Annotated in this window: 12 protein-coding genes; 7 read left to right on the forward strand and 5 right to left on the reverse strand. The window is 43.6% G+C overall.

Annotated elements, in window-relative coordinates:
- Positions 1-680 precede the first annotated feature (680 nt).
- The 3 genes from FIV04_RS06160 (at position 681) to FIV04_RS06170 (ending at position 4,707) form a co-directional block, all read left to right on the forward strand.
- Positions 681-2,021, forward strand: coding sequence for a hypothetical protein (locus FIV04_RS06160; RefSeq protein WP_152468565.1), 1,341 nt, complete (start codon positions 681-683; stop codon positions 2,019-2,021).
- Between the two features lie 810 nt (positions 2,022-2,831).
- Positions 2,832-3,488: a 2OG-Fe dioxygenase family protein gene (locus tag FIV04_RS06165; RefSeq protein ID WP_150872121.1), complete on the forward strand. Its 657-nt coding sequence runs from the start codon at positions 2,832-2,834 to the stop codon at positions 3,486-3,488.
- Positions 3,472-4,707, forward strand: a complete 1,236-nt coding sequence (locus tag FIV04_RS06170) for a cysteine desulfurase-like protein (RefSeq protein WP_150872123.1) — start codon at positions 3,472-3,474, stop codon at positions 4,705-4,707. Before FIV04_RS06165 ends, FIV04_RS06170 begins: the two co-directional genes overlap by 17 nt.
- A 56-nt stretch (positions 4,708-4,763) precedes the next feature.
- On the opposite strand, the gene FIV04_RS06175 is transcribed toward FIV04_RS06170, so the two are convergent.
- Complete coding sequence (locus FIV04_RS06175; RefSeq protein WP_152468566.1) at positions 4,764-5,195, reverse strand: MarR family winged helix-turn-helix transcriptional regulator; 432 nt, start codon at positions 5,193-5,195, stop codon at positions 4,764-4,766.
- Positions 5,196-5,294: 99 nt separating this feature from the next.
- Between FIV04_RS06175 and FIV04_RS06180 the strand changes: the two genes are divergently transcribed.
- The 3 genes from FIV04_RS06180 (at position 5,295) to FIV04_RS06190 (ending at position 6,654) form a co-directional block, all read left to right on the forward strand.
- The gene (locus FIV04_RS06180) at positions 5,295-5,786 is read left to right on the forward strand and encodes a DUF2798 domain-containing protein (RefSeq protein WP_152468567.1); all 492 of its coding nucleotides are present in this window, start codon (positions 5,295-5,297) and stop codon (positions 5,784-5,786) included.
- Positions 5,787-5,849: 63 nt separating this feature from the next.
- Positions 5,850-6,158, forward strand: coding sequence for a DUF3861 domain-containing protein (locus tag FIV04_RS06185; RefSeq protein WP_152468568.1), 309 nt, complete (start codon positions 5,850-5,852; stop codon positions 6,156-6,158).
- A gap of 112 nt (positions 6,159-6,270) precedes the next feature.
- Entirely contained in the window at positions 6,271-6,654 is a 384-nt protein-coding gene (locus FIV04_RS06190; protein ID WP_152468569.1) for a nuclear transport factor 2 family protein, read from the forward strand.
- Positions 6,655-6,717: 63 nt separating this feature from the next.
- Here FIV04_RS06190 and FIV04_RS06195 read toward each other — a convergent pair whose 3' ends face one another.
- Positions 6,718-7,545 carry a DUF2797 domain-containing protein gene (locus FIV04_RS06195; RefSeq protein ID WP_152468570.1) on the reverse strand — a complete coding sequence of 276 codons (828 nt, stop codon included), beginning with the start codon at positions 7,543-7,545 and terminating at the stop codon, positions 6,718-6,720.
- A gap of 276 nt (positions 7,546-7,821) precedes the next feature.
- Between FIV04_RS06195 and FIV04_RS06200 the strand changes: the two genes are divergently transcribed.
- Positions 7,822-9,117, forward strand: coding sequence for a GGDEF domain-containing protein (locus tag FIV04_RS06200; protein WP_152468571.1), 1,296 nt, complete (start codon positions 7,822-7,824; stop codon positions 9,115-9,117).
- A gap of 192 nt (positions 9,118-9,309) precedes the next feature.
- Here FIV04_RS06200 and FIV04_RS06205 read toward each other — a convergent pair whose 3' ends face one another.
- The 3 genes from FIV04_RS06205 to FIV04_RS06215 all read right to left on the reverse strand — a co-directional run bounded on the left by FIV04_RS06205 (position 9,310) and on the right by FIV04_RS06215 (position 13,442).
- On the reverse strand, positions 9,310-10,680 hold the full coding sequence (locus tag FIV04_RS06205; RefSeq protein WP_152468572.1) for a DASS family sodium-coupled anion symporter: 1,371 nt from the start codon (positions 10,678-10,680) through the stop codon (positions 9,310-9,312).
- Positions 10,681-10,877: 197 nt separating this feature from the next.
- Positions 10,878-11,606 (reverse strand): vancomycin high temperature exclusion protein, encoded by a 729-nt coding sequence (locus FIV04_RS06210; RefSeq protein ID WP_152468573.1) that lies wholly within the window; start codon positions 11,604-11,606, stop codon positions 10,878-10,880.
- A gap of 147 nt (positions 11,607-11,753) precedes the next feature.
- Positions 11,754-13,442 (reverse strand): NAD-dependent malic enzyme, encoded by a 1,689-nt coding sequence (locus tag FIV04_RS06215; RefSeq protein WP_150894932.1) that lies wholly within the window; start codon positions 13,440-13,442, stop codon positions 11,754-11,756.
- Positions 13,443-13,450: the final 8 nt, after the last annotated feature.

The raw sequence follows: 13,450 nt of genomic DNA on the forward strand, positions 1-13,450 counted from the left end.
GTTCTCGTGGTTGCAAGAGCTGCGAGAACGTCACAAGGTTTGAGGTGGGTTGGGGGAAGCGGATTGCAACCGGAGTGTTAATAGGAATATCATTCTGTTAGCCGAATCACCGATTACTACTGTGCTTTAAAAGTGAAGTAGGGAGCTCGCATGTTTGAGTGTTCAGTGAGAGGTGGCGTTTGTATTTCCACAGAAATACGTTACTAAAAGCTAACACTAGTAATTTGTTAATAACTTGTCGTGAGGGAAATATTGTCAGCTAGTACGCCTTCGTACTGGGCGCCACTTATATGCTTATATTCAACAAGGCTCACAATGATCATGATTTATGAGTTCATGCACTCTTTTAGTCTCGACAGGCCAAATCATGAAGTATCACTAAATGAATAAAACTATATTTTCGTGAATTTGAAAAAGAGGGCACTAGAACAAAAAGCAGAGCTTTAAGCTGCTCCACAATAAACTAGACCTAGCAACAGGCGAAATTGTAACCTCAAAATAAATAAGAAATGGTGTAACTCTAACTCAAAGTACAGTCAGAATTGGAAGTAAAAACTTCAAATAAGATACAGAGATAAGTAAGAGCATTGGTTGATCTTCGAAAACATAACGGTAATGATTTATATCAAATATGAACTTAGTTTATAATCATTCAAATCAATAACTTTATGGACGGAAAGATGTACACAACTCTATTAAATACGCTTAAGCAGGTCTGCAAAACTGAATATATAGCCCCAAATGGACAGTTGATTCGTTCACGGAGAGAGTTAAATAATGGCTATTTCAATAGTGCTCAATCCTTTGACGGATCATTCTATGTAAACGATGGTTCTGTGGTTCTAGCTAGTCAAGATGATGAAGTACATTGGATTAGTACGATCTCGATTTACTCTGACATGCTAGATTGTGATTTAAAGCTTCAAACAATATCTGGAGACGGCTCACTAAAAGTAGTTCATCCAAAAAAACGAGAAGTAGTTGACAATAAGGTGTACATTGAATTCGAAATAAATGATATTCCAGTTCTCGTACAAATAAAGTGTACGGATGAATTTGAGATATCAAGAATTCGTATTTGGGCGTCACCATTAAAAAATATTACAAATGCGATTCAACTTGCAGGGCAGTTATGGAGTGAAATCGATGAAAAGAAGTTAGAACTTTCCGAAATCATTACTGATGAAACGTTTAAACAAGAGCAAGTGTTAAAAGAAACGAAAGATGAAGTTATGCGCTATCAGACATTGGTTAAAGAGCTTACTGAGTCACATGATATTTCACAAAATCAATTAAACTTAACTAGAGACTATTTAAAAAACACCAGGGCAGAGCTAGATGATGCAAACAATAGCGTTAAAAAAATCACGGAGCAAGAAGAGGGGGCCAAAGAAAACATAGCTCAACTGAACAATACAATAACGGTTTTGGATGAAGAAAAGAAAGCAGCAGAAAGTACTCTAGGGCAACTAAAAAGTGAGTTGGTTAGATATGAAAAGGATATACTTCGTTATAGTGAAGACTTTAGTTCGTATAAAGATGAGCTTACAAAGCAAAACAATAAATACTATTTATTCCTTATATTTCTCCTGATAACTGCCACGCTTGTTTCATTCAAAATATACAGTCATGCTCTGTCTACTGTTGGAAACTTTCAGTTTAACTTCGATCTTTGGACTTTAGCTGTAAGTAGGTTACCAATCATCACTATAAACCTCTTTATCCTCGGAACTTTGAGTAGTCTAATTTATTACACATTGAAGCTAATCACAGAGAATGCAAAAAATGTTGCAACAACTAAACAAGTTACTTGTTTAGTCAAAGAGTGTGTGGAGGCACAAGCAAGCGACCTCAACGTAACTGATAAGGAAAAGCTGAAACAAAGAGTTGAGTCAAAAATGTATTTAATTAGAGATTTAAATCGAACAGAAGAGAAGCCATCAACTAATGGCAGCAAGACGGTTGACGAAAGCAAAATAATAGATAAGTTGATTGATCAACTAAAATTAGCAAAGAAGTAATAGAGGATTTGCATTCTGTGTTACATCTCGGAGATTAACAGCGAGACGTAATAAGAAGAATGGATAACTTTTAGTATTGTAAAACCCTATGAGCAGAATGTGAATGGGTAAAAGGTTATTCAAAATAATGGAGCATAACTTGTTTGGGAGTAAGCCTCGGCGTTTGTGAACCCGTGCTACTTATGTTGAAATTACGCCCATTGTTCTAGTCGACAGCCAGACTTCAAATGCCCTCAAGGTTGAGAAAGCGCTCGGTTCCCAATCTTAAAAGAATGCAGGCGCGACATTGGGGCGGCCGAGTTCCCCCCGAACTCGACCTGTTCCAGACGCGCAAGCAAAGGCGTTTGGATACTTTACAGTTGATAAATTAACCAATGTGCTATCACTGTGTAAATGGTTAATAGCTGTCGCTTCATTAGGTGTGTCGCATTTCAGTCTGTAACCGTTTTTGTTGGCAATCATTATGATGTTTGTCCATTTCTGCTCATCCAAATTCCTCATCCATTCCCTTCAAAACACAGTGCTACGCAGGAAATTAGAGCATAGCGTGCCAAATTAAACATTGCCTTTTTAATTAAAAATAGTGAATAAAACTAGCCAGTGAAGTGTGCTGAATTTTAAAGGTGCCCAACTTTTGAACTGGTTTTAATCACTGGTTTTTGAATTCAACTTGGCATTAAGTTTTAAATTTATCTCTACAGCAGAATAAATGGTTGTTTAAAGTTGATTTAACCAGATCTTCACGTATCATTTATGTAAACAAAAGGTTAAATAAAATAAGTAAAGTGGACATTCATTAAGGAGTCGATGATGTTACATGCTCACGAAAACACCCTACATATTACCCACCTCAGCAACCATGCCGTTGAAGAGTTGTCACCTTCGTTCGAAAAGCTACCAAGCACTGAACATGCAGATGGTAAGTTTCGTTTAAGAAGATACTCGGTAATTCGTTTTTGCGGTGGTCAGGTTGTGGAACAGGACAAGCACAACTTTGTTCAATCAGAAGACATTAATCACTTTCAAGGCGACGTAGTACGCGAATTTGAGCCTGTTGAAGCTAACATTCTACAGAGTGAAGGCATGCAAGAGATGTGTGAACTCTTCATCGAGACGAATGGTTTGAAAGACGGTCAAGAGATCGAAATTCACCAAATTCGTATCTCAGCAATTTACGAAGAGACACAAGTAGCCCCTGAAGGCGTACACCAAGATGGTTTCGACCACATCGCACTTATCGGTGTGAACCGTCATAACATTGTTGGTGGTGAGATCATGCTTTACCAAGATTCTCACGAAGCACCATTCTTTAGAAAAGTACTTGAAGATGGTGAAGTGGCGATGCTCGCGGACAGCAAGCTATGGCACAACGCTCAACCTATCCGCACGATTGACCACGATGAAGTAGGTCATATGGATGTATTCGTATTAACAGCAAAGGATGAACGCAATGTCCTTCACTCTTAATGAAGTTCGCCAGCAATTTAGTGCGTTAAGCCAATATCATAATGGCAAGCCTGTTACTTTTTTCGATGGGCCTGGTGGTTCGCAAGTCCCTGAAAATGTCCTTGCCTCAATGACTGAGTACCTTGGCCATTTTAATTCAAATCTAGGTGGACACTACTTTTCGAGCCAGAAAACAACAGGGCTAATGCAGCAGGCGAGAGAGTCAGTTCAAGCGTTACTGAACGCAGAGTCTTCTGGCAATATCGTTTTTGGCGCCAACATGACTTCGTTGACGTTCCAATTGAGCCGAGCAATCAGCCGCGATTGGAACGAGGGTGATGAGATCATTGTGACTGCACTGGATCACTACTCAAACGTATCAAGCTGGCAACAAGCGGCAGAAGACAAAGGCGTTGTAGTACATCAAGTTCGTGTAGATGAATCAGACTGCAGCCTAGACATGGCGCACTTCGAATCTCTACTGAGTGATAAAACTCGATTGGTCGCAGTCACTTTCGCTTCCAATACCACAGGCTCGATTGTTGATGTAGAGAAAGTCGTAGAACTGGCACACAGTAAAGGTGCACAGGTTTACGTTGATGCGGTTCACTACGCACCTCATCACTTGATTGATGTACAGAAGCTGAATTGTGATTTCCTAGCGTGTTCTGCGTACAAGTTTTTCGGGCCTCACGTTGGTATCGCTTACGTTGCTCCGCAATGGTTGCATACATTGAAACCGTACAAAGTTGAGCCTGCGACAAATGTTGGTCCAGGTCGTTTTGAAACCGGTACTCAGAGCTTTGAAGGCCTAGCCGGTGTAATTGCGGCGGTTGACTACCTAGCACAGTGTGGCGATCCGGCAGACGATCTCAGAACGCGTTTGGAGCAGAGTTACAAGTTGTACAATCGCCATGAGAGTCAACTGAGTGAGTACTTCTTGCAAAGGTTGAACGAGTTAAGCGGTGTTCGCCTTTACGGTAAAACAACCCATGACTCGAACTTGCGTACGCCGACGTTTGCCATCACGTTTGATGATCACTCACCAGAGTCGATAGCTAAGGCGCTAGGCGAGCACAATATTTGTGTTTGGAATGGCCACTTTTACGCACTTGGTTTAGTTAAGCAGCTAGGCATAGAAGAAACAGGTGTGGTTCGTATTGGCTGCATGCATTACAACTCAATTGAAGAGATCGACTTACTGTTCAATGTGTTGGAAGGCATTCTTCGTAAAGACTAATCCAGACTCACAATCAAACGAAAAGAGCGCACTGGAAATAGTGCGCTCTTTGTTTTTTATCCTTTCGAATTGAGATTTTGAGCCATCGCTTTAGCTACTCGCTCAAAGGTTGCGAGCTCATCACTATCAATGCCTATCTTCATCTTCTCAAACATCTCGCTATCAACCTCAGTTAGCTGATCAACAATGGCTTTACCGTGCTCGGTGATAGCCAAACATTGACTGCGCTTGTCTTCGGGGTTGGGCTCTTTAACGATCAATTCTTGTTTAATTAGGGCACTGAGCAGGCGAGTCACTTGCGCCTTATCTCGGTCCAAATAGTTCGCGATATCAACAGCAGTGCACTGCGGCTTCTTGGTGATTATCTTCAGTACACGCACATGCATGGGTGCAATATCGAGATCCAACGCCTCTATCTTTTCATGCACATTTCTTTTTACGGCATGTACCAATTTAAACAGGCTATCCAGTGATTTACTTTCAGACATAAAAACGCCTCAGTCAAACTAGTTGACATTATCAATCAAATTAAACTATAGTTGACATTATCAACTTAATTTAAAGCTAATTCAAGACTGGAGAAGAGAATGACTGTACAAGCTGTGATGAATGAATCAGTAATCGAGCCACAGAAAACGCCGCTTATCCAAAAAGTCTTGGTTATGTTGGGCATGGTTAGCCTGATGGGTGGCACGATCACCGGAACAATGACGTACCTTAACCTAGGTTTTACGGAGACTTTCTTTGCCGATTGGGCAACAAACTTTTTTACAGCGCTGGTTACAGTGATTCCAATGGGTTTCACCTTGATGGCGCTGTTAACCAAAGGCGCACAAAGACTACTTCCTAATATGGCAGCGAAAGCGAGAGACGCGCTGGTTGGCATCATTATGGCGCTAGTGATGGAATCAGGGATGGCGCTAACAAGTGCGTATCACAATGTGGGTTTGAGTAATCGCGCTGATTTTGTAGAAGCATGGATGAATGGAGTACTAGGAGCGCTGCCTGTGGCGTTAGCGCTCATGATAACGGTATCGATGACGATTAAGCCGAAGGTGGAGAAGTTCCTGAAGAGCTAACCCAAATCATCGTCATTCCCCAACTTTATTAACGACCAACTTAAACGCATTAGAGGCCATAAAATGATTCCTACAATTCGCAAAGATAAACAGTACCGCATCACCATTGAAGAAGTCGGTACCGAACAAGCAAGAACGCTAGAGTTTGATTACCAAGACCGTGAAGACCTATTCAACGTTGTCGACAGTTTGAAAAAGGGCAGTGGGCTTGAACCCGAAACGGCAACGAAAGTAGCAGTAGCCCTTCGTCTGCTTGGCCCTGTGATGATGAAAGATCGCAAGCACCCTCTATTTTTGGATTTCATGCCGCACTTTAAAACGTTCATGCAGAATCTTAAAAGCACTGTGAAGCAGGCGCTTAAAGAAAAATAGTCAGGCTCTTGGTCTGCGATCTGATTGCCAGAGTCTATAGTAAGTAACACGAGTACCTTGTTTACTATTAACGATGAGGCTTCAATCGAAAGCCTCATTCAGGGAGTGATTCATGAGCCAAGACCTTCAAGCCAATAAACAAAATGCGATCAATTTTTATGAGATGGCCTACAGAGGCAATCCAAAAGAAGCGGTAGAGAAGTACGTCGGGGATGAATATATTCAACATAACCCGCTGGTGGGTAACGGACCACAGCCCTTCATCGACTACTTTGAGCGCATGCAGTTAGAGTACCCGAATAAAGACATCACCTTTGTTCGTGCAGTGGCTGAAGGTAACTTGGTCGCGCTGCATACTCATCAAACATGGCCGGATAATGTCGAGTATGTGACGATGGACTTCTTCCGTTTTGATGATAACGGAAAGATTGTTGAACATTGGGACGCACTTCAGGAGATCCCAGAAGGGACGGCGAATGGCAATACCATGTATTAGTAACCTGAAAATAGAAAACGCCCAGTGATTGTTGTCACTGGGCGTTTGTTTTTAGTTGGAATGTTACTCAGCAGACACTTCTACTTCGTAAGAGCCAAATTTACGAATGTTGATAACACCCGTATCAAGAATCAGATATTGGCCTTTAATCCCTTGCAGCACACCTGTCACTTCTGGGTTTTTGTCGAAGTTGTGTGACGTGATTTTCACAGGGTGTTGCTCAACTGGGTAGCTCAGTGGCGTGATGTTTTCATTAAGAACCTCAATGGCATCATCACCAAATTGAGCTTTGATCTCTTGGATCTTATCTTCCACAAGCGGCAACAACTCTTTCGCGCGTTCAACCAATTCGATGTCATCGCCATCGCCTTTTAGCAGGGTGCGCCAGTTGGTTTTATCTGCGATGTGTTTTGCCAGTTCCACTTCAATCAGACCTGAGATCTGACGCGTTTTCACTTTCAAGATTGGTAGGCCTTGAGTGGCACCTTGGTCAATCCAGCGTGTTGGGATCTGCGTATGACGAGTGATACCTACTTTTAGGCTCGAGGTGTTTGATAGATAAACGAAGTGATCAACCATGCAGTTCTCTTCACCCCATTCCGGCTCACGACAGGTTCCTTGGTCGTAGTGACAAGTCTCTGGCTTCATGATGCACATGTCGCAGCTTGCTAGCTTTTTCATACAAACAAAGCAGTGACCTTGAGAGTAGCTTTTCTTTGTTTTCTTACCGCAAGAGCAGCAGAAGATGTTGCCTGTGTGGGTGAGGTTAATGGTTTTGCCGATCAGAGGGTTCAATTCTACGAACTCTTCGCCGACCGGTAGACGATACGTAACCGTACCATCAAGAGAAGCACTCATTTTTTTGAGTGTTCCTTTCGCTAATAAAGACATGACATTACTCGTGCGTTTTTGATTATATTTTGCGATCTAGCCGTAGCCTTTGCCGCATTGATTATCCAGTCAGTATACCAAATAGAGGTGCGCTAGGTACGTAATATTGATGTTAGATAAAGCGTTCGAACTTTTCTTAAGCACCCTCTAAATTAGAGTATGATATTTTGAAAAGCCGTGCTATAACGTTTGCCGGCGAGATATGCGTGCTTGGCATAGACCGCAGAATGTTGTGAATAGAGCGCCAAAAGTGCTCATTAGATTGGAAACAAACCAGTGAAGTGGATACATAAGGTTGTCATATTTTTGGTTGTGGCGACTTTGGCAATTGTTCAGCTATATCAAGTAAGTGGTAATCGCGTCATTACGGCCATAACGCCCGACAAATTCGAGTTTATTGCAACCAGTGACAAGGTTGATAATGGCGTCAGTACCTCGGTCTTGAGTCTAAAAGATGATCACTATGTGTTGAACTGTGAGTTAATCGAGTCTGAATACCCTTGGCCTTATTGTGGGCTGTCGATCAAAATCAATTCTGATCCCACCATCGGGATCGACCTTTCCCAATATCATACTTTTCGAGTCAACATCGACTACCACACTAGCGAAGAGTCTAGCGGCCGATTAAGAACTTACCTTCGTAATTACAACCCTGCTTATTCAACGCCTGATGACGAGTATTCCTTTAAATACAATGGCATGGAATTTCAGCCTGGTGTTGATGGCGGCGTGATTGAAATCCCGATTGCAAACCTGCAAGTGATGACTTGGTGGCTTGCGGACAACGACATCGCGCTAGAGCACTCTGCACCGGAATATTCAAATGTCAACTTGGTGGAATTTGCAACTGGGTCGGGTGCCAAACTCGGTAAGCATCAGATCGTTGTTAAGAGTATTGAATTTGAAGGATCTTACATCAGTGCAGAAAGCTTGTTTCTTATTCTGCTGTTTGTGTGGGTCGGAACAGGCACAGTATTTTTGTTGTCTGAGCTACACAGCTCTCGCAAGCGAATGATGATTGCGGAAAAGCGTCATGCGCATCTAAAGAACGTGAACAAATCTCTTCGTGAACAGAACTTTGAATTCTCAGAGCTTGCCAATCGCGACGAGCTGACTGGGACACTGAATCGTCATGCCGTCCGTGATTGGCTTAAAGCCCAATCTCAAGATGTAAAGCAGGGCTATGGCGTGTTCAGCATGCTCTATTTCGATATCGACCATTTCAAGTCAGTGAACGATCAGTACGGCCACCAAATGGGTGACCACATTCTGCGTGAGTTTTCTATGGTGGTGGGGAGCTTAATCAGCTCAACCGACAAGTTGGTTCGATGGGGTGGCGAGGAGTTCATCGTTTTTTGTCCAGAAACGTCCATTGCAGAAGCTCAAGCCAAAGCCGAGAAAATTCGAACTATTGTGGGGCAACACTTATGGATTCATGGAGATCCTTTGACCTGCAGTATCGGCGTTGCTCAAATGAAACAGGAACGGATGACAGAAACTATCGCTAGAGCAGATGAGGCACTTTATCAAGCAAAGCATTCAGGTAGAAATCAAGTGGTGGTGAATCAATAACGTTAGAGTTTTGACTAGCTATTCAGCGGGGATATAACGAAAGGAAAAAAAAAGAGGTGGCGCGTGAGGCCACCAAAGGGAAAGTATGCCTGTGTTGTTGTTAGTAGGTGCCAGGCTATGATTACACTCTTGATTATTGAAACGGGTTGCTAGGGGGAATCGCAACCCGTTTGTGTGGAGCAGGAGTGTTGATTACCAGAAGATCCATGCAAACAGTGTCAGCGCCATGATACATACAATGTTAAGCACCATACCGATACGCATCATCTCTTTTTGTTTGATGTGACCAGAGCCAAATACGATAGCGTTTGGTGGTGTCGCTACAGGCAGCATGAAGGCACATGATGCGGCTACCGCGATTAGTGCAGACAAGATAACCGGTGACATACCTAGTGCTTCAGCAATCGTTGCGAATACAGGAACCAGTAGTGCTGCACTTGCCGTGTTACTTGCGAACTCTGTTAGGAATACCACGAAAGCTACAACCGCTAAGATAGTCAGAAGCACGCCAGCTTGCTCTAGGAAACCACTTAGAGAGTGAGCTAAGAAAACGCTGGTGCCTGTCGCTTTAAGAATGTTACTCAGACAGATACCGCCACCAAATAGAATCAATACGCCCCAGTCAGTTGTTTTCTCAACGTCTTTCCACTCTACTGCGCGAGATGCGCCAAGCAGTACGATAGCGCCAATAGCAACCAGGCTATCGAACTTCGAGAAGCCACCGATCATTGCGTTGATTGGTTTACCGAAAATCCACAGAGTCACAGTTAGCAAGAAGATCGACAGTGTGACTTTTTTGCTGTTGGTCCACTCAACTGGCTTATGATCTAGTTCGAAAGTGTGGTTCAGTTTTGGTTTAGTCATCGCATATAGGATAACCATCGCAACTGGTAGAAGAATGAGAGAGATAGGAAGGCCTAGCGCCATCCACTCAGTAAAGCTCAAGCCAACTTCTGCTGCTGCGATTGCGTTCGGTGGGCTACCTACTAGCGTTGCGATACCACCAATTGAAGCACAGTAAGCGATACCAAGTAGAACGAATACATAAGTATTGCGGTCTTCACGTTGGTCGACTTTGTTCATCACACCTAAAACCAAAGGCAGCATCATTGCTGTAGTCGCAGTGTTTGAAATCCACATTGATAGACCCGCACTCACACCGAATAGCATGAATATCGCAACCGACATTTTTCCTTTCGCAATCAGAAGTACTTTATCGGCGATCGCTTTGTCGAGCTCTTGCTTGTTCAACGCTGCTGCTAATGCAAACCCACCTAGGAAAAGAAAGATAATTGGGTTGGAGAAGTTTGCCAGTGCCGCAGGGGTGTTGAAGACACCAAATACAACAGCTAGCAATGGAACAAGCAATGCCGTGATGCTGACGTGAATCGCCTCTGTGAGCCAAAGTACAGCAACAAAGATCAAGATACTCAGACCAGTGTTGACCTGCGATTCGAAGGGCAGGGTATTAATCAAGGTCGCAAACAACAAGAAATTCCCGATTAGGATCATGCTGTTGCGGGTGAACAACCAGTGTTTCAGTGTAGTAACAAGTGCCGTCATAGGGCGCTCCTTTTGTTTCACCTCTGTTATTAGATGCGCCTATTTTTTATGTGGCGCTTATTGTGTTCGAGGTGTTTGACTTGATGTAGGGTCAGACTTTGTTGACAGAATGTTACTTAAGTTAATAAAGGAGTGTTGGTGTGTTTTGTTCTTGGTGTAGCAAAGTGTGAGGCGACAAATCGAAAATGTGTAGATTTCTACACATCGGTTTGTGGATTACTGTTTTCAGGGGTTGCGCTAGGTTGGATCGGCTCTTTTGGACCTAAAAATTTCGGTGCGGTATCTATGATGTAGAGGTCTAAAAATGCTTTGGTCCGTGCAAACACTTCACGTAATCGAATATAGAAGCCGGAGTGTTTGGTTGGCCCAGAAACAGCCAAGCACTGGGCGTGAATGTCGTAAGAGCTGGCGATGAAAAGTGCACGCTCACAGTGAAACTTTTGAGTGATGATTAGAAAGTTATCGGTATCAAAAATCTTCTTGGCGCGGACAATAGAGTCAAGGGTACGAAAACCTGCGTAGTCGAGGTTGATACGCTCTTCAGGCACACCAGCTTTAAGAAGGTCGCGCTTCATTGTCCAAGGCTCGTTGTACGAGCGATGTGCGTTATCACCACTCAATAGAAACTGGTTAATGGTGCCTTGGTTATACAAGTCGATAGCGGCATCGATTCGGTGCTTATAGTATTCGTTAAGAGTGCGGCCTAAGTACTTACTTGTCCCTAAAACAACCGCCACCTCTCTCTGAGGGACGTCTTCTATCTGGGTAATGATTCGCCCTTTAGCCTGCCAAGAAACCCAGTAATCAATACCAATTACTGTCGCAGCCCCAATCAACACAATGATAAACACGGAAAGTAGGGTGGTTTGGATCTTTTTGCTCGCCTTCTTTAAAAGTGCAATCAAATTTGAAGAACTGAATTTCACTCGAGGTAGGGTCCTTGCGCCTGAGCATCGTTAACGAATAGTCGATAGTAACAAAAATATCTTATAAAAATGAACGATTAAGTGATGTCTATATGAAGAAAAAAGCCCCTGCGATGCAGAGGCTTTAGAGATAATCTTCAATCTTGCTTAGAAAGCAGTACGCTTATAGCGACGGTACACTGGTTGCCAGAAGTGCTGGTCGATAGCTTGTTGTAGCGCTTCTTCAGTGATCTCTAGTGCAACACCTTGCTCGATCGCTTTCTTACCAACGGCAAAAGCAATCTTCTTAGATACAGTGTGGATCTCTTCTAGTGGTGGTAGAAGTGCACCAGAACCATTGATTGCTAGTGGAGAACAAGTTGCAAGTGCACGGCTTGATTCCATCAGCATTTCGTCGGTAATGCGAGATGCGTTAACCGCTAGAACACCAAGGCCGATACCCGGGAAGATGTAGCTGTTGTTACATTGTGCGATTGGGTAAGTTGTACCTTTGTGAGTCACTGGCTCAAATGGGCTACCTGTCGCAACAAGTGCTTGACCTTCTGTCCAACGAATGATGTCGTTTGGCGTCGCTTCAACACGGCTTGTTGGGTTAGATAGAGGGAACACAATTGGGCGTTCACAGTGAAGGTTCATCTCTTGGATAACTTCTTTGCTAAACAGACCCGGTGCACCAGATACACCAACCAGTACAGTAGGCTTCGCGTTACGGACAACATCTAATAGCGAGAAACCAGTACCTTCTGTTTCCCAACCTTCAGTGTTCTTATTTGTTTGAACCAGACGTTGTTGGAAGTCTAGTAGGTTTGGCATGCCTTCTTGTAGAAGACCCCAGCGGTCAACCATGTAAACTTGTGAGCGAGCTTGCGCATCACTGATACCTTCAGACACCATCTGAGCGATGATCGCTTCTGCGATACCACAACCTGCAGAACCTGCACCAAGGAATGTCACGCGTTGCTCAGATAGCTTGCTACCTGCCGCTTTACAAGCAGCCAATAGTGAGCCGACTGTTACAGCAGCTGTGCCTTGAATGTCATCGTTGAAGCAACAGATACGATCTTTGTAGCGCTCAAGCAGTGGCATCGCGTTCTTCTGAGCGAAGTCTTCAAACTGAACCAAAGCATCCGGCCAACGGCGTTGAACAGCTTGAATGAACTCTTCAACAAATGCGTCGTAGTCTGCACCCGTGATACGAGGATGACGCCAGCCCATGTACATTGGGTCTGCTAGACGTTGAGGGTTGTTGGTACCAACATCAAGAACGATAGGCAGCATGTAAGCTGGGCTGATGCCGCCACACGCTGTGTATAGAGAAAGCTTACCAATTGGAATACCCATACCACCGATACCTTGGTCTCCCAAACCAAGAATACGCTCACCGTCCGTTACCACGATTACTTTTACATTGTGGTTAGTCGCATTGTTCAGTAGGTCATCGATACGATCGCGGTTCGGGTAAGAGATAAACAGACCACGACCACGACGGTAAATGTTAGAGAAGTTTTCACATGCCGCACCTACAGTTGGTGTGTAGATGATTGGCATCATTTCAGAGATATGATTCTGAACTAAACGATAGAAGAGTGTTTCGTTAGTATCTTGGATGTTGCGCAGGTAAATGTGCTTATCCATGTCGCTTTCGAAGTTGCAGTACTGCTTGTAAGCACGGCCAACTTGCTCTTGAATCGTTTCTGTATTTTCAGGCAGAAGGCCTTCTAGGTTAAAAGAAGCACGCTCTTCAGCGGTGAATGCACTGCCTTTGTTTAGAAGAGGAGTACTTAGTAGTGCAGGGCCCGAATATGGGATGTACAGAGGACGTTTGTCGTTGTTCATTGGAAGCC

The sequence above is a fragment of the Vibrio sp. THAF190c genome (assembly GCF_009363355.1).
Classification (GTDB): domain Bacteria; phylum Pseudomonadota; class Gammaproteobacteria; order Enterobacterales; family Vibrionaceae; genus Vibrio; species Vibrio fortis_A.

What these genes read in the sequence shown, in the direction of transcription:
- FIV04_RS06160 (WP_152468565.1), top strand. Translation starts at nt 681, where the DNA reads ATGTACACAACTCTATTAAATACGCTTAAGCAGGTCTGCAAAACTGAA.
- FIV04_RS06165 (WP_150872121.1), top strand. Translation starts at nt 2,832, where the DNA reads ATGTTACATGCTCACGAAAACACCCTACATATTACCCACCTCAGCAAC.
- FIV04_RS06170 (WP_150872123.1), top strand. Translation starts at nt 3,472, where the DNA reads ATGTCCTTCACTCTTAATGAAGTTCGCCAGCAATTTAGTGCGTTAAGC.
- FIV04_RS06175 (WP_152468566.1), bottom strand. Translation starts at nt 5,195, where the DNA reads ATGTCTGAAAGTAAATCACTGGATAGCCTGTTTAAATTGGTACATGCC.
- FIV04_RS06180 (WP_152468567.1), top strand. Translation starts at nt 5,295, where the DNA reads ATGACTGTACAAGCTGTGATGAATGAATCAGTAATCGAGCCACAGAAA.
- FIV04_RS06185 (WP_152468568.1), top strand. Translation starts at nt 5,850, where the DNA reads ATGATTCCTACAATTCGCAAAGATAAACAGTACCGCATCACCATTGAA.
- FIV04_RS06190 (WP_152468569.1), top strand. Translation starts at nt 6,271, where the DNA reads ATGAGCCAAGACCTTCAAGCCAATAAACAAAATGCGATCAATTTTTAT.
- FIV04_RS06195 (WP_152468570.1), bottom strand. Translation starts at nt 7,545, where the DNA reads ATGTCTTTATTAGCGAAAGGAACACTCAAAAAAATGAGTGCTTCTCTT.
- FIV04_RS06205 (WP_152468572.1), bottom strand. Translation starts at nt 10,680, where the DNA reads ATGACGGCACTTGTTACTACACTGAAACACTGGTTGTTCACCCGCAAC.
- FIV04_RS06215 (WP_150894932.1), bottom strand. Translation starts at nt 13,442, where the DNA reads ATGAACAACGACAAACGTCCTCTGTACATCCCATATTCGGGCCCTGCA.